Annotated in this window: 15 protein-coding genes; 8 read left to right on the top strand and 7 right to left on the bottom strand. The window is 44.2% G+C overall.

From position 1 onward, the window contains the following. The 4 genes from ACQ76V_RS00460 to ccsA are packed head-to-tail and all read right to left on the bottom strand — an operon-like array spanning nt 1 to nt 3,835. Nucleotides 1–2,493: a heme lyase CcmF/NrfE family subunit gene (locus tag ACQ76V_RS00460; RefSeq protein WP_440998493.1), complete on the bottom strand. Its 2,493-nt coding sequence runs from the start codon at nt 2,491–2,493 to the stop codon at nt 1–3. A gap of 6 nt (nt 2,494–2,499) precedes the next feature. Then, entirely contained in the window at nt 2,500–2,901 is a 402-nt protein-coding gene (locus ACQ76V_RS00455; protein WP_440998492.1) for a cytochrome c maturation protein CcmE domain-containing protein, read from the bottom strand. Beyond that, a complete protein-coding gene (locus tag ACQ76V_RS00450; RefSeq protein WP_440998491.1) occupies nt 2,898–3,170 on the bottom strand; it encodes a CcmD family protein in 273 nt (90 codons plus the stop codon). Before ACQ76V_RS00450 ends, ACQ76V_RS00455 begins: the two co-directional genes overlap by 4 nt. Continuing rightward, nucleotides 3,167–3,835, bottom strand: coding sequence for a cytochrome c biogenesis protein CcsA (gene ccsA / locus ACQ76V_RS00445; RefSeq protein ID WP_440998490.1), 669 nt, complete (start codon nt 3,833–3,835; stop codon nt 3,167–3,169). Before ccsA ends, ACQ76V_RS00450 begins: the two co-directional genes overlap by 4 nt. A 155-nt stretch (nt 3,836–3,990) precedes the next feature. On the opposite strand from ccsA, the gene ACQ76V_RS00440 reads away from it, so the two are divergent. The 3 genes from ACQ76V_RS00440 to ACQ76V_RS00430 all read left to right on the top strand — a co-directional run bounded on the left by ACQ76V_RS00440 (nt 3,991) and on the right by ACQ76V_RS00430 (nt 8,894). After that, the gene (locus tag ACQ76V_RS00440; RefSeq protein ID WP_440998489.1) at nt 3,991–4,518 is read left to right on the top strand and encodes a hypothetical protein; all 528 of its coding nucleotides are present in this window, start codon (nt 3,991–3,993) and stop codon (nt 4,516–4,518) included. 163 nt (nt 4,519–4,681) lie between these two features. Then, nucleotides 4,682–7,033: a DPP IV N-terminal domain-containing protein gene (locus tag ACQ76V_RS00435; protein ID WP_440998488.1), complete on the top strand. Its 2,352-nt coding sequence runs from the start codon at nt 4,682–4,684 to the stop codon at nt 7,031–7,033. A 568-nt stretch (nt 7,034–7,601) separates the two neighbouring features. Beyond that, a complete protein-coding gene (locus ACQ76V_RS00430; RefSeq protein WP_440998487.1) occupies nt 7,602–8,894 on the top strand; it encodes a PQQ-dependent sugar dehydrogenase in 1,293 nt (430 codons plus the stop codon). A gap of 116 nt (nt 8,895–9,010) precedes the next feature. Here ACQ76V_RS00430 and ACQ76V_RS00425 read toward each other — a convergent pair whose 3' ends face one another. The 3 genes from ACQ76V_RS00425 to ACQ76V_RS00415 form a co-directional block, all read right to left on the bottom strand. Further along, a complete protein-coding gene (locus tag ACQ76V_RS00425; protein WP_440998486.1) occupies nt 9,011–10,303 on the bottom strand; it encodes an MFS transporter in 1,293 nt (430 codons plus the stop codon). 62 nt (nt 10,304–10,365) lie between these two features. Continuing rightward, complete coding sequence (gene dut / locus ACQ76V_RS00420) at nt 10,366–10,809, bottom strand: dUTP diphosphatase (RefSeq protein ID WP_440998485.1); 444 nt, start codon at nt 10,807–10,809, stop codon at nt 10,366–10,368. A gap of 3 nt (nt 10,810–10,812) precedes the next feature. Continuing rightward, entirely contained in the window at nt 10,813–11,640 is an 828-nt protein-coding gene (locus ACQ76V_RS00415) for a DUF3108 domain-containing protein (protein WP_440998484.1), read from the bottom strand. A gap of 98 nt (nt 11,641–11,738) precedes the next feature. Between ACQ76V_RS00415 and ACQ76V_RS00410 the strand changes: the two genes are divergently transcribed. From ACQ76V_RS00410 to ACQ76V_RS00390, 5 genes are all read left to right on the top strand, one after another. Beyond that, nucleotides 11,739–12,284, top strand: a complete 546-nt coding sequence (locus tag ACQ76V_RS00410) for a hypothetical protein (protein WP_440998483.1) — start codon at nt 11,739–11,741, stop codon at nt 12,282–12,284. A 56-nt stretch (nt 12,285–12,340) separates the two neighbouring features. After that, nucleotides 12,341–12,610: a hypothetical protein gene (locus ACQ76V_RS00405; RefSeq protein WP_440998482.1), complete on the top strand. Its 270-nt coding sequence runs from the start codon at nt 12,341–12,343 to the stop codon at nt 12,608–12,610. Nucleotides 12,611–12,612: 2 nt separating this feature from the next. Continuing rightward, nucleotides 12,613–13,122 carry an acetyl-CoA carboxylase biotin carboxyl carrier protein subunit gene (locus ACQ76V_RS00400; protein WP_440998481.1) on the top strand — a complete coding sequence of 170 codons (510 nt, stop codon included), beginning with the start codon at nt 12,613–12,615 and terminating at the stop codon, nt 13,120–13,122. Beyond that, on the top strand, nt 13,115–14,386 hold the full coding sequence (gene murA / locus ACQ76V_RS00395; protein ID WP_440998480.1) for a UDP-N-acetylglucosamine 1-carboxyvinyltransferase: 1,272 nt from the start codon (nt 13,115–13,117) through the stop codon (nt 14,384–14,386). The genes ACQ76V_RS00400 and murA overlap by 8 nt, the downstream gene beginning before the upstream one ends. 570 nt (nt 14,387–14,956) lie before the next feature. After that, nucleotides 14,957–16,729: an Rne/Rng family ribonuclease gene (locus ACQ76V_RS00390; RefSeq protein WP_440998479.1), complete on the top strand. Its 1,773-nt coding sequence runs from the start codon at nt 14,957–14,959 to the stop codon at nt 16,727–16,729. Nucleotides 16,730–16,758 lie beyond the last annotated feature (29 nt).

Raw genomic sequence — 16,758 nt, 5'->3', positions numbered from 1 at the left:
TTAGTCGGATTTTTTTCGTTCTCTTCCCCAATGTCGAAAAATGGAAACGCTAAATCCAGCCATCAGTAAAAAGGTGCCCAGCCAAACTACCGAAATAAATGGCTTTTCTTCGGCAACGAGCAGTACCCATTGCTCCTCCACTTCTGTATCAATCCCTCGGATTTTAAGATCAATGCCGCCATTTGACGGGTCAACACTGGTAAACTGAACACTTGCATCCTCATAACCCGGTATGGGGACCGGCGGAGCGTAGGTCCAGTTTTCGTCATCCTGCACGTAGATGGAAAACAACGGTCGGAGTGGTACCGAAGAATCACTACCGCGTTGGGTCAACCTAAGATTGGCCCGAATGGCTACAATCGTGCTATCTTTTAGCTGTTGATTATCTACCTCTTGATAATCTTCAAAAGAAAGATCAAACTCTCCAACTTTTATCGTTTGACCACGTCCAATACTTACTTCTTGAACTTTTACGGTATCATCCTCGGTTGAGGCCATACCCCGGCGTTTGGCCGCTGCTTCTTTGGCTTCGTCATTACGGCGCTCCACAAAGGAACTGCCAGCCACATATAAGTAAATATCACTCATCAATCCGGTACGCACATCAGGATCCACCGACCATTGAATTTCAGATTGCGAAGAAGATGACAACATCGGGTAGACCTGTGGGTTCAGCACAAATTGCTCTCCTTCTCCATCAGCAGGCTCAAATTTAATGCGATACTCTTGCTGTCCCGGTCGCTCCTGATTTTTAAGCGTAAATCCATCGAAGGTAACTTTATAGCGATCATCAATAACTTTGGGCTGATTTAGTTTCAGCTCCAGAAAGTTCACCTTCTGCGTTTTTTGGAATCCCTGCTCATCAGTAACCTCCCCCCGCTCAATGGCAGCATTATAATTTTTAACAGAATCATCTAAAAGCATTTCGTTATAGGCTGATGAAGCCAGTATCCCAAGCAGTAAAATTCCGAAACCAACATGACTCAATACCCCTCCAATGAGTATGGGCTTCTTGCGGATCAGTCGATACATGATTACGCTATTGCCAATCACAGCAAACCAGGAAGCCAACAGATATACCATGTAATAAATATTGCGAACATCCCCTATCATAATGGTAGCCAGTGCTGCAACACAGCTTATCGCAACCGGCCATAACAGATCGGCCGCCAGCGACTCCCCATCCTGACGTTTCCAGAACAAGAACTGCCCCAGTACAGTCATTATTGCCGCTATAATAGCCAATGGCATGGTCCATTCGTTATAAAAGCTGACCTCGGGAGGTGTGGGATTCTCAACAAACAAACGCCCGATGATGGGTGAGCTTGTACCTAAAATAATCACAAGCCCAATTAGAAATAGCACCATGGCACCGGCGAATGTCATAAACTCGCGGCTCAGAAATTTGGACTCTTTCTCCTGAGAGGGCAACTCTTTATATCGATAGAAAAACAGTCCCAACCCAATAATAGTGACAGCCGCCATAAATATGACGAGCTGGTTATATAACCCCAGATCAACAAAGCTGTGCACCGAAGAGTCGGACAAAATTCCCGAACGCGTCAGGAATGTTTCATAAACAATAGCCACATACGCCAATATGGCGAACAGAATAGAAGCTTTCTGTGAGGTAGAACTTTTCCGCTGGATAATCATCGTATGGATGCCGGCCGTACCAAGCAGCCACGGTACAAATGAGGCGTTTTCAACAGGATCCCAAGCCCAGTATCCACCAAATGACAGCGTTACATAAGCCCAGTACCCGCCTAAGAAAATAGCAGTCAGCAAAGCAACATTAGCCCCTAATGTCCACGGCAAAGCGGGATCTACCCACTCATTATACTTGCGCTTCCAGAGGGCAGCCATCGCAAAACAGTATGGGACGGTCATCATCGCGAACCCCATGAATAAAATGGGGGGATGAATCATCATCCAGGGACTTTTAAGCAGATCATTTAACCCCTTGCCGTCCTGCGGGACAAAATCAGGATTGGATTGCAGAAACGGGGCATTGGGCATCGCTTCGGCCAACGACCGAAATGGAGAAGCTCCAAGTTGAAAATCACCCAACGAGATACCCGATACCATCGAGAGTAAAAAGACCTGTGTTAACGTCAGAAAAAAGAGCACCGGACCACGGTATGGCTCGCGGGTCCATCTCATCAGCCCCAGCCCAATGAGGGTTGATAAGAACACCCAAAGCATAAAGCTCCCCTCCTGTCCGCCCCAAAAGGCTGAAATCAGGTACTTAAACTGTAGATCGCTGCTGGTATAATTATAAACATAATAGAAATTAAACTGGTGGGTAAGAATAAGGTACATCAGTAATCCCGATGCAACCAGCAGAAAAATGCCCTGTATCCCAAACAGCCAGTTCGATATCTTGAAGTGCTGGGGGTTCTCGTTCTTTGCGTATATGTAATATCCTATTGCCGCCAGAATTGAACAGGCAAATGCGGCATTGATAAAAAGATTTCCTAAAAAACCAATCATAAAATATTAACCCCTGGAGGCCGTTGCTCTTTCAAATTCAGCTTCATCGGCATTATTATATTTTGATGGGCATTTCATCAACATATCGTTGGCATAAAATACCCCGTTTTGCATCTCACCGATTACGACCAGCTGGTCGGCCTCTTCAAAATTGTTCGGCTTGGGCTTGGGATAAATGACCCGACGAACATTGCCGTCTTGATCTTCCATATAAAAAGAAAACTGCTTGGTCTCCATCGAAAAGCCATAATCTTGAGAGTCGTCCCACTTGCCTACCACGTGGGCACCTTCCATACCTGAGGCCTGTTCAAAGTTTACGTAGGTGCTAATGCTGTTTCCGAAGTTATACATCAACAACGATGTAAACCCGACAATAGCAATTATGCCAATAATGAGTTTAGGTTTCATGACGTTTCCTGGACATTAGATTTTTCAATTTCTTCTTCTAATTTGCTCACTTTTTTATCCACTCTGATGATGAAAAACAGTAACACAAACCAAATAACAAGACTGACCCCCAACACTATAAAAATGAGATCGTTCGAAGCTACTGTTTGTATTAACGGGCTGGCTTGATCCAAGCCGGCTGCGCCATCCCATTTTTGAGAATATTGCTTTGTCAATGTATCAACGGCAGCAACGGTATCTTCTTGTACCTGAATAGGAAAAAATTTCATGCTCGTTGTTGATCAGTTAAATGCTTTACAGTTTTGTAGCGATTAAGAATGTCATTCAGCCAAACGGCCAGCGCAATAAAGCCAACAACAGCAGGATAGAAAATATATCGCAGCTCCGGAGCCGTTATTTCGCTAAAAGCCGGATTGCCTTCGGCGCCCGGATGCAGGCTTGGCAGCTGACGCGGGATAATATACAGTAAAAATGGAATCGTTGTGGCGGCAAACACATTGAAAACGGCAGCAATTTTAGCTCTTTTTTCGGGATTATTAAAAGCCGTTCGTAATACAAAATAAGCCACATAAATCAGCATCCCCAATGCCGATAAGTTCATACGGGGTTCGGCAAACGTCCACCATGTGCCCCAGGTGAAACGGGCCCATATCGCACCGGTTATCAATCCACAAATACCAAAAATAAGGCCTACCTGCGTGGCCGTTTCTGCTTTACGATCAAACTTCATGATCGGATTGTTCAGATAACGGATACTGTAATATAATCCCGCTGCAAAACAGACCGACATGGTAAACCACATGGGTACGTGCAAAAACAAATTACGTGCCGATTCTTTGAGGATTGGGATATCGGGAATGGGGATCAAAAAGCCGGCGATGATAACAGCTGTCATCCAGACAGCGACAATATATTTCCAGGGTTTAAGTCTCATGAAAAAAATTCTTACATCACTAACGATGCTGTGATTATGAAAGCCTGATAATATATGAAATCTGTTTGGGAAAAATTAGTTTTTTCGCCTTAGTCTTTGCTGAATTTTACCTACATTTACAACAGATCAACTAACTGCCAAAAAGCTTGAACCTTATGGCCGATCAAACTTCAGAAAAAACCATCACGCTGCAGACCAGCTGGAAGAATCATCTGCTTGGATATGCCCTCTCAGTACTGTTTATTCCTCTTTTTGGGATTGGCTTAGTGGGACTTTACTTGGTATATAAGCGACAAAAAAAGTACACCTATACTTTTAGCGATACCAAGATTTCTTCACGAGATAATAAGTACCAACGCAACATTGATCTGGTTAATATTGAGCGCGTATCAGTTGAGCAAAGTTGGTTGCAAAAAAAGGTTTCCGTTGGGAACATTACGCTTAACACTACGGCTACTTCTATGAGGCTTCGAGGGGTAGCTGATCCATTCGCCTTGAAAAAGATGCTGGAAAAAGCGATTTCCTTCCAAAAGGAGCGCTTACAGAAAAAAGAACAAACCAAACCGGAGCAACCTGAAGGTAATCCGGGTTCGATGGAGCGCATGGATTACCTGACGGGATTATGGCAACAGGGACTTGTTTCAGATGAAGATTTCGAGAAAGAGAAAAAGCACTTTGAGTAACAGGTATTTCTTATTCGCCTGTTATCATATTTATTAGTTTTGCATTTCATTGCCTGATAAAAATCTGCTTTTTTTACGATCTTTTACCTGCTATTCTTTTACAACCATTGCATCAATTTTATAAATACTACCCAACTTTTATTAACCGGCACTATTATACGTTATGCTACAATCAAGAATGCGAGGCTATTTACTATTTATTGGGCTAATGCTTGTTTCATTTACTGCACAAGCCCAAAAGGCGAATTTTGAAGCTGCCCAGCGCTTTACCGAAGATCGTATGGAAAAGATGACGGGCGATACCCAAGTAAATCCCCAGTGGATTGAAGACCAGGATCGTTTTTGGTACAGCTATGAAAATCCAACCGGAACCCACTGGTATTTTGTGGATGCTGAAGATGGAGAAAAAAGTCCTCTTTTTAATCGCAAAGAAATGGCCGCGCAGCTTTCAGAAACGTTCAGCAAGACCTTTAATCACAAAAAACTGGAGCTCGGTGACTTTGAATATAATGTCAAAGATGGTCTGTTCACCTTTCACGTTGACAGCATCAATTTTAAGTACAAGCTCGAAAACAACAAACTCATTAAAGGGGATTCGCTGAAAGAGAAATCCAACGAGCGCTGGGCTACCTATTCTCCCGACAGCAGCTGGATTGCTTACGCCAAGAATCACAACCTCTACCTGATGAATGCCGATGATCCCGACAGTACGGAATATCAGCTTACGGATGATGGCGAACGGTGGTATAGCTTTCAGGCTGATGCCGGAGATACCACGAGCAATAAAAAACTGCAATCAGTCGCTGAGTGGTTCGAGGACTCCAATAAACTGTATGCCAAGCGCACCGACCAGCGCGATGTCGAAGAACTGTGGGTCATCAACTCCCTGAAAGAACGTCCCGAGCTCGAAACGTACAAATATCCCATGCCCGGCGAAGAAAATGTCCCCCAACACGAAATGTGGGCTTTCAAGGCTGACACCCTCCAAAATACCGAAGGCGTTAAACTGGATACCGATAAGGAAAAATGGACGGATGAAGTCATCGGTGGTGCTTACTTCAATAATGGCGGCATCTATACCGGAACGGGATCCGACTATCTGTATATGCTGCGCCGCAACCGCGAGTGGAATAAAATTGACGTGCTCAAATCCGATACAGAAACCGGTGAAACGGAAGTACTCTTCAGCGAAGAAAGTAACCCCTATTTTAATGTAATGCTGGCTAATCTGGCCATTATTGACGAAGGCGAAGAATTTATTTGGTGGTCGGAGCGCACCGGCTGGGGACAGTATTACCTGTATGATAAAACCGGCAATCTGAAGAATAAAATTACAGACGGTTATTTTGTTGCCAGTGATATTGCCAAGATCGATACCACCGACCGCACGCTCTACTTTGAAGGCTATGGCCGCGAAGCTGACATGAATCCTTATTATGCGCAACTCTACAAAGTTAATTTTGACGGCTCTGGTATAGAGCGACTCACGCCCGAAAAGGCGACCCATAATATCAGCGCCTCTGATAAAGGCAACTTTTTTATAGACAATTATTCCCGCGTTGATCAACCTACGCGTTCTGTCCTCCGTAATGAAGATGGTGACGTAATAACCACGCTTGAAGAAACCGACGTTAGTCGTTTAAAAGAAGCCGGATGGCAGGCCCCCGAAACATTTAGCATTAAAGCAGCTGACGATGCCACCGATTTATACGGGGTAATGTGGAAGCCTTTTGATTTTGACTCCACCAAAAGTTATCCCATCATCACCTACGTCTATCCCGGACCACAAACCGAACCCTTCCCTATCGGATTCCGTCATGTGGATGAGACGGCTCTTTCCCAACTTGGATTTATCGTAGTTGCCATGGGACAGCGCGGCGGGAGCCCCATCCGAAGCAAATACTACCACAATTATGGATACGGCGACTTGCGCGACTATCCGCTTGAAGACAACAAATATGCGCTGGAACAACTGGCATCGCGTCACTCATATATTGACATCGACCAGGTTGGTATTTACGGGCACTCCGGTGGTGGATTTATGAGTACGGCAGCCCTACTAAGTTATCCTGACTTTTATGATGTGGCGGTATCCTCAGCCGGAAATCACGACAACAATATTTACAATATGTGGTGGAGCGAAATCCATCATGGCGTAAAAGGAGTAGAAAACCAAGTAGAAGCCGACAGCACTTCATCGGATTCGGTGAAAACAGAAACTGAATTCCAGTCAGAAATTGAGACCAATATTGATCTTGCTCAAAACCTTGAAGGAAATCTTATGCTGGTCCACGGCACCGTAGATAACAATGTGCACCCGGCCAATACTATTCGATTAGCCAATGCGCTCATTGAAAGTGGTAAAAAATTCGACTTTATGATGCTGCCCGGCCAGCGTCATGGGTTTGGAGATTATTCACCTTATTTTGAACGGCTTCGCTGGCGCTACTTTGCCGAACACTTACTGGGCGATTATCAACCGGATAACATTGATTACAATATTCCGGAAGAATAATAATAGAGAAATCTTCTTTTTACATACTCAAACCCATCAGATTTTGGCGACCTGATGGGTTTTTGTTCGAACTACCATTTTAGGCACAGTGCAAAACGCTATTAATGCTGTTTCGATCCTTGTTTTAGTGGGTCAGCATTTCAAAATTTTGTGATTTTGCCATCTGATGAATTATTAGGATTTGTCACCTAAAAAAACCGTCTTGGCTCATTATTACTCTTAAAAGATTGATGGTCTATATAATCGACATCCGGAAAGCAACAAATACCCCATTCAAAACCGTCAAGCTATAAGTTTATATCAATCCCTAAACGGTTGCGTACCTTTTTACGCACTTTCTCTGATAAATTATGGAGAAGATACGGAGACGATATGAAAGATATATAGCCTTAAAATAAAGAGATAATGACTTTACAAGCGACCGGATATCATCAGACAAACGTCAAAATATTACTTCTCAATTGGAATGCTTGAGCTGCTTTTTAAATTTTTATATTTCCATGAGGATGGTTAGTTACAAGTGAATGAAATGTCATATATATTTTTAATATCAAAATAACGGTAATACATGCATAAATCAGCTCATATTGGAATTATTTTAGGAATAGGCTTGATGCTGGTCTCCTGTACGGCGGAGCCTGATACAGCGGGCAACCGATCAGAGCTGGCCTTTGAGCAAGATACCCAACTGCAACTTCCCGAGGGCTTCCAGGCCGTGGTTGTTGCTGAGGACGTTGGCCCGGCTCGCCACCTTACCATTCGTGATAATGGAGATATCTATCTGGCCTTAAGTGAAAAACAAGACGGGGCAGGTACTGCAGCTCTTCGCGATACCAATGGTGACGGTGTGGCCGATGAAATTAAATACTTTGGAGAACACACCGGTACCGGAATAGCTATTCGCGACGGTTATCTGTATAGAAGTTCGGACTTGGAAGTATTTAGGTACGAAATGCCGGAGAAGAACCTCATCCCCAGCTCCGAAGCTGAAACCATTGTGACTGGGTTACCTGACCAAAATACCCACGCTGCTAAGTCATTTACGTTTGATAATAGCGGCAACCTCTATGTAAATGTGGGCGGCCCCTCCAATGCTTGTCAGGAAGAAGGACGCACCCCTGGATCTCCGGGACAAGACCCGTGTCCACAGTTGGAGCGTCAGGCTGGTATTTGGCAGTTTTCGGCTGATCAGTTGGCACAGGATCAACAAAAAGATGGGCATCGCTATGCAACGGGCATTCGAAATGCTGTTGCCCTTGATTGGAATAGCTCGGTAAATAAGCTTTATGCCGTGCAACACGGACGCGATCAGCTGAGTGCACTTTGGCCTGACTTTTTTGATGAGGAAGAAAATGCGGAGCTTCCTGCTGAAGAATTTTTTGCCATTGATGATGGCGATAATTTTGGATGGCCTTACTCTTATTATGATCAGTTCCAGGAAAAACGTGTATTAGCGCCGGAGTACGGCGGTGATGGTGAAGAAGTTGGTCAGGCCGACAATTTTGAAGATCCTATTTACGCCTTTCCCGGTCACTGGGCGCCCAACGATTTACTTTTTTATAACGGAGAGCAATTTCCTGAAAAATACCGCAAGGGTGCTTTTGTAGCTTTCCATGGATCATGGAATCGAGCTCCTGAAACTCAGGAAGGGTATCGAGTTTCGTTCCTTCCTTTTGATGGTGAAGCTCCTTCCGGAGAAGACGAAACCTTTGCAAATAATTTCGCCGGTGTAGACACCATAAAATCACCGGGCGATGCCGAACATCGACCAATGGGCTTGGCTACAGGTCCCGATGGATCACTTTATATTTCTGATTCAGTTGAAGGCAATGTCTGGCGCATTGTTTATACCGGTAATTAATTCCTGATCAGATTCATACATCCCGTCATTGTCTTTATGAATGGCGGGATTTTTATTTTTTTCTTTCCATTATAGAGTTAGGACAAAATCATAGGATCCTAACAATCAGATTCTCCTTATACATCTATCCTATTGGCAGTCGCAAAATGTTCACTTTCCTCTCTGTTTAGTTGAAAGGTCTGCTCTTGCTGCGCAATAGTAAAATGCCAAACAATTCCCGCTACGGAAAGCAGCAAAGCATAGACGATCATCGTCTGTTGAATGGTCAGCCAGTCATTTTCCAAAACCCAGGAGGCGGTCATTACCGATGCCGATTGCGTAAGCGTAAAGAGCAACCACTCCGTACTAAAAATACGTCCGCGAAAAGTGTCTGGCGTTCGCCGTTGTAACAGCACCGTGCTCATTACCCAGTTTGCGCCCGATGCCGCATGGGCAATAAATACAAAAAACAACATCACAACTAAGCTTGTGGTCATTCCAACTACCGCGTACATCGCCCCGGCAAACATCATGCAGTACCCCATAGCTCGCACCCAGTCGCGCTCTCGGTTAAAGATACGTCGCCCGATTACCGGACCAATGCCTGTACCTACGCCGCGGGCCGAATACAGCAACCCCAGTCCCACGCTTCCCATCAGAAGCACGTCTTCCGAGACAAGAATCAACATATAAGTAAGTCCGCCCAGTAACATCGTAAAACATCCCTTGGCCAAGGTGGGACGCAATACATGATGATTATCCAATAGATACCGAAAGCCTTCTTTAATACCCGTTAATGGGTTTCTTGTTCGCTTGCGCTCGGCAGCTTCCATTTTTTTCTGAGGAATGACCGCTCGATAGATAAACCAAGCCGAAAGCACATAGCTTAACGCATTAATAATAAAGACAAGATCGGTTCCCAGCCACGCTGTTGCCAAACCTCCGAACCCCATACCAATCGTAAAAATGATGCTCCAGCTTGCCGCTGAAAGAACATTGGCATCAACGAGCTCTCGTTCAGTGGTTACATTGGGAATGGATGAGGTTTTGGCGGGTTCAAATATGGCTGAAAACATCATCTGCAGCGCGGTAAGTACATACGCCAGCCAAAGTGTTTCGTAGGATACGACCAGCAATAATCCCAGTACAATTGCCCCACGCACCAAGTCGCAAAGCATCATCAGCCGACGCCGGTTGAAGCGATCAGTAATATAACCGGCAAATGGAGAGAAACTGGCCAAACTCATCATTTTGACCACAATGATGAGTCCCAACAAAAATTCCGAATCGGAATACTTGGTGATAAGGGCGTAAACGGCTAAAATCCCAAACCAATCCCCAAAATTGGATACAACCTGACTGAGCCACAGCCGACGGTAATTTTGATTATTGGAAACAAGGTCAATATAGGGTTGTATCTTATCGAGCAAAATATATAACTATTTATATGTTATTAGCTGTTGGCAATAACTAATAACAAATTAACGAACTCCTACTTCACGCCCGTACTGCCAAAGCCACCGTCGCCGCGCTCGGTATCAGTCAACTCCTCTACTTCATCTACCTTGGCCTGGATAACCGGAGCAATCACCATCTGAGCAATACGATCGCCGTGGTTAATGGTAAAAGCCTCATCACCTAAATTCACCGCCAGCATTTTCAGCTCTCCGCGATAATCGGCATCAATAGTCCCGGGCGTATTCAGCATAGTAATACCATGTCGATAGGCCAATCCGCTTCGAGGACGCATTTGAGCTTCATAACCTTTGGGCATCGCCATTTTCAACCCTGATGGGATAAGCTGCCGTTCGCCTGATTGCAGGGTAACGGGTTCTTCCAGAGCAGCTCGAATATCCATCCCGGCCGCAAATGCTGATTCATAGGAAGGAAGCGGTAAGTCCTTAGCATGAGGTAACTTCTTAAACTGTATCTTCATTAGTTATCTGCGTTCTTTTTTATAATCAATAAGTTGCACTTTAACATTGCCCAGCCAAACCTTGGCATGAGCTTCGGCAGGCACACGTAAATCGTCGGTGATATACCATGCCTTAAATTTTCCTCGAAATCCAAATGGGCCGTCAATATCAGCATCGCCCTTACTAAAATACGTCTCGACCGGCTCCTCAAAAGCATCATAGTTGCGCCTCTCTATTTTGGTACTGTTCGTCGCGTTGATATATCCCTTTTTACGCTCCAGGTAAACCGGTAGTCGATAATCCTTATCAGTACCTGCAAACAATCGGGAATAATAGAAAATAAGCTGCCCCGAACTTGACGGTTCTGTAAGCGAAAGTGTATCAACAGGAGTCATTTTCTCCGAGATGTACACTTTCTCATTTTCATAATCAAACTCATATACCTCGGATTCAAATTCTTCTTCATCCAAATCATCGCGCCAATACAGCTTTGTGTAAGGCATACTGTCGGTTTCTACCATAAAAGTGTTATAGTGATTTTCTTCTTTGCCCACAAAAGGGATCCCCGAATTTGATGTTATCACAGTACGCAGCCACCATATTTTTTTTCCCTGATAGGTCGTATCCCTGATGATGGTCGTTTTTACCTCCCCAAGTTTGAAGAACCCAAATTTTACCTTGTAGGTAAAAACCTCTTTCCATTTCAACAGTTCTTCCATTGTAGGCGGCCTATCCGGATGTTCGTAGGTCAACAACGAATCTTGCGCCTTTGCATTCTGCGGGAATATCATGCTCCCGACTATACAGATGACAAGAATTCCAGCAAGACCAAGCGGCTTCAAAACTTTCAAAATAAACTCTTAAATTTGTTTTAAATAAGCGTTCAAAGTTCCCTATTTTATGGATGAAATTGAAATATTATTGAAAGTATCTCATAGGAATTTCGTTCATGTTATTTAATTCATTTACTCAATATGTAACTATTTTATTTTTTGCGGGATTCCTGATCTTTTCGGGATGTTCTAAAAGTGATGATCAGCGGGAGTTCGAGAACCAATCATTATCTGCTCCCAGTGGGTATACCGCTACTCAAGCTGAAGGAGAAATAACCAATAATGATCCCGATGATTGGCGTGTAAGTCCTATGTACCGGGGGCTTCTTAATATTGGAACGGGCATATCAAGCCTACAGCCCCCCTATCCGAATCCAATAGATTATAATCAGGATTTAACGATTAATATTTATCTCAGTAATATTGACAACCTTAACCGTATAGAAGTCTATTCCTTTGAGAACGTTTCCGATGCCGGTAAACCTCCAATAGCCGTTCGCGACGATATCTCTTCACCATCGCTGGTGACCATACGATTAAATGGACAGGAAATTTCCGGGCAATCGGGAGGTTCCCAAGCTAACGGGCTCTATAGAATTCGTGTCCTCGACGGAGATTTAAATGTAATTACCTATGGCGATATTAAAATCGGCACTGAGTAAATTGTTAAAAAGCGATCTCCCTCCTATGTTCAAGGTCTCTTAAAAGAAGAAGTATTATGGGCAAGCATAAAATAACGAAAACCGAAAAAAAAGTGCTCGAACGTCTCATCTTTCCCGAAGAATTCCAAGATATCATGGAAGAAACGGGATTATTGCAGGGCGAGCTGCGCGATGACCTTATCAACCTGCTCAGCTTTGGCTTTGTAGAGGCTTATGAGCGCAGCGGCAATAAAATTGCCCTTACCAGTTTTTATGACACCGATAACCTGCAAGATTTTACTTTCCAAGCCACCAGCAAAGGACTTGCTGAAATTAAATCGACCTAATTATGAAATTTGAAGCTGTATTAGACGATACCACCACCGAACTCGAAATTGTAGAAGATGCCAACGAAGTGGTTTTTGATGATGATTCTCAAACTTACGAGTTTCATCGTCAGGAAAACGGGCGCTACCTGCTGCGAATGGGAACAAAACTCTACAAAATCGATAATGTATCATACGACAAGCATACCGTAACTTTTACGTTAAATGGTAACTGGCATTCGGTGGATGTTCGCAACGAACAAGATTTACTGCTGGATCGTATGGGTTTTAAAACTTCCGCCGAAATTGGTGAAGGAGAACTCAATGCTCCCATGCCCGGTAAAATTCTGGAAATACTGGTTGAAGAAGGCGATGAAGTGGAACTTGGCGACCCCGTTGCTGTTCTTGAAGCCATGAAGATGGAAAATGAACTTAAAGCTCCCATCAAAGGCGTAATATCATCGATCGCTGTTGAACAGGGAGATTCTCTCGAAAAAGACGCTCTAATCTTAGAAATAGAAGCAAGTGGATAAATTTGTAATTGAAGGCCCTACCCCTCTCCAAGGCACTATTCCAATCAGCGGATCAAAAAATGCGGCCCTGCCCCTGATGGCAGCAGCTATTTTAGGCGATTCGCCTACAACCATTACCAACATCCCTAAATTGCGCGACATCTACACCTTTAATAATGTAATTCGCGTTACGGGTTGTCGCGTTGATTTTAATGAGGACGAGGGTGTACTCACCATAGATCCCAAAAATTTAACGCATTACGAGGCTCCCTATGAGCTGGTAAGAAAAATGCGGGCCTCTTTTTATATGCTGGGTGCCCTGTTGGGCAAATATGGCGAAGCCAAGGTCTCGCTGCCCGGCGGCTGTGCTTGGGGACCGCGTCCCGTGGATTTACATCTCGATGGCATGCGGGAGATGGGCGCTGATATTCAGCTCGATGAGGGCTATGTCATCGCCAGCGCTCCCGAAGAATTGGAGGGCGGCACCTTTACCCTCGAACCCAGCAGCGTTGGCGCAACGGTAAATTTAGTACTCGCATCGGTACTTCGCGCTAAAGAATTTACGATCAAAAATGCGGCCAAAGAACCTGATGTAGTATTGCTTTGCAAAAAGTTGGTCGAAATGGGCGCCGACATTGAAGGCATTGGAACGCGCACCCTAACGATCCGAAAAGTAAATAGCCTGCAAGGCATTACGGCACGTAACGCCTCTGACCGTATTGAAACCGGCACTTTCATGATCGCAGCCGCCATGCATCCGCAATCAAATGTTACACTGACCAATGTGGATGTGGATGACCTCGGTCAATTTCCAAAAACTTTTCGAGAAACGGGTGCCCAAATAGCGATTAATAACAGTAGCATCCATATTAAAGCGCCCCAAGAGCTCATCCCCACTTCCATAAAAACCAAAGTCTATCCCGGTTTTCCTACCGACCTGCAAGCCCAATGGGCTACCATGATGACGCAAGCAAACGGAGCATCAAAAGTCACGGATACCATTTACGATGATCGGTTTAGCTACGTGCCTGAATTAGTACGGCTGGGCGCCGATATCGACGTCAAGAAAAACGCTGCTCATATCAATGGAAAAACAGAACTTAAAGGCGCTTCGGTGATGAGTACGGATCTGCGTGCCAGTGTAAGTTTAGTTCTGGCCGGAATGGTTGCCAACGGTAAAACGGATGTGTTGCGCATCTACCACCTTGATCGGGGTTACGAGGATCTGGAGGAAAAACTCACCAATGTTGGGGCTAAGATTACCCGTGCTCAACAAGAAGGGTAATAGTTTGGCTCATTAGACGCTATAAAAATGGATACACAGCCGAAGCTCCCATCAGATAAATTATTTTTCGGAGCCAAATAACACAAAAGTTGAGAAGCTGTTAAATAAAGCGGAATAAAAGAAGATCGTATTAACTCGCGAACTCACTCCGACAATTTTCCGTTTACATAATAGCAAAACTACTTGTATATTATCGTGATACTTTGTACCAAGTATTCAGAGATTTTTAAAAAATTTAGGTTTACCTTTTGCAGCACATTATTTACTCACAAGCACTACTTAAGGTTTTATTTACTTTTCGAAAACATTTGAGCTTCTTTTTGAAGAATGCAGCGAAGTTTTTGAACTCGCTGATCTCTTGTGATCGTTTTCTGCAAGATACCCCTTCCTCTGAATACGATCTTATTACACCAACAAATTTTTCTCCTAACAGGAATTTTAATTTAGCGGTTGCTGTAATCCCGCTAAGACGAACGAACTGTAAGACTGTTGTTACTATGAAAGCCATTGATTTACTGATCAGGATTATACGTCCGGAGGACAGCAACTGCGTGAAAGAAGAATATTTAAATGAAAAATCAAATCATTATTCACGCTTCGGGAAAGCAGACCCGGATAGCTCTGCTGGAAAACGGCGAACTTGCCCAACTTTTTATAGAATCTGATGAAAACCAACGTACAGTAGGGAATATCTACTTGGCGAAGGTTCACAAGGTTATGAGCGGTATCCGTGCTGCATTTATTGACATGGGTACTCCAAAGGATGCTTTTCTGCACTTTTCTGACGCCGGTGACCATCTGAAAGAATATGTTCAGATGCTTAACGGTCGCGATGCCATTCATAAAAATGTGCGCGAAGAGCTCAAAAAGACGGACTTCAATCAGATATCCAACTACGAAAAACAGAACTGGGCGGGTAAAATTCTAAACCCCGGCCAAAAGCTGTTGGTTCAAATTGTTAAAGAACCCATAGGATCTAAGGGACCTCGTATTTCGACGGATATCACCGTGGCAGGACGTTTTCTCGTACTCATCCCCATGGGCGATTACGTGGCTGTATCCCGCAAAATAAATAATTACAAAGAACGCCGACGCTTAAAGAACATCGTGAGCTCGATGGTGCCTGATGGGTTTGGGGTGATTATTCGAACGGTTGCCAAAGGACAGGATGAGCAGTCTATTGAGGATGATATGCGCGATGTGCTCAAAAAATGGGAACGTATTCTGGAGCGCCTCGAAACGGCTGAGCCCCCTGAGCTGCTTTACAAAGATCTGGATATGACCGAGAGTTTGGTTCGTGATCTTTTTGCTAAACAGTATGATCGCGTACTGGTTGACGACCCTGAGATGCACAAAAAGATCAAATCGTACGTCAGCCAGGTGGCCCCGCAAATGCTTCCCAATGTGGAGCTTTACAAAGGTCGTGAGCATATCTTCGATTTTATGAAAGTTGCCAAAGATGTAGACTCCATCTTTAGTCCACGGGTACGCATGCCGTCCGGTGGATATCTCATCTTTGAACAGACGGAGGCCATGTATGTGGTAGATGTAAACTCCGGCCCTTATGCTGCTAAAGAAAAGCAGGAAGACAACTCCCTGAAAACGAATCTTGAAGCAGCACGCGAAGTAGCTAAACAGTTACGACTGCGCGACATTGGCGGAATTATTGTCGTTGATTTTATTGATCTGCGTAATGATAAAAACCGCAAGAAAATTTATGACGAGCTTAAGAAGGAATTCAAAAAAGACCCCGCCAAGACGAATGTTATTGGCATGAGCGATTTTGGGTTAGTTCAAATTACGCGTCAGCGTATCCGACCAAGCGTTGTTAATTCGGTATCCAAAGTATGCCCTACTTGCGGTGGATCGGGCAGCGTAGTGACCAAAAATACCATTCTTGCTGACCTCGATGCATGGTTAAGCAAGTTCCGCACCACCACCGATTACCGCGCCGTTGATATTTATATTAATCCTTATTTAAAAGCCTATCTGGAAAAGGGATTCCTGAGCATTCGTCGCAAATGGATGTTCCGCTACTGGCTGAAGATTACGCTTGTTGCTGATGATTCCATTTCTCTAAATGAATACAAAGCTACCATCGCCGGTTCTGATATTGATATTACTGATGTAGTGATGCAAGAAAACGACATTGACGAACTTATAGCGAATGAAACCAGCGATTTGGATGACCTTGATGACCGTCCCGGCCGTGAAGACCTGGATTATTATAACAAGGGAAATGGATCAAAGTCGGGTGGCCGGCAAAAACGAGATGAGCGAAAACCTCGACCATCACGTTCGGGCGGAAGCTCCAAATCCAAGTATTACAAATCTGATTCCTGATTTTACGTATTCCAATTAAAAAATTGAAA

This window comes from Fodinibius sp. SL11 (assembly GCF_052060035.1).
Classification (GTDB): Bacteria; Bacteroidota; Rhodothermia; order Balneolales; family Balneolaceae; genus Fodinibius.
The sequence above is the reverse complement of the archived record's forward strand: the minus strand, read 5'-3'. Positions and strand labels throughout refer to the sequence as shown.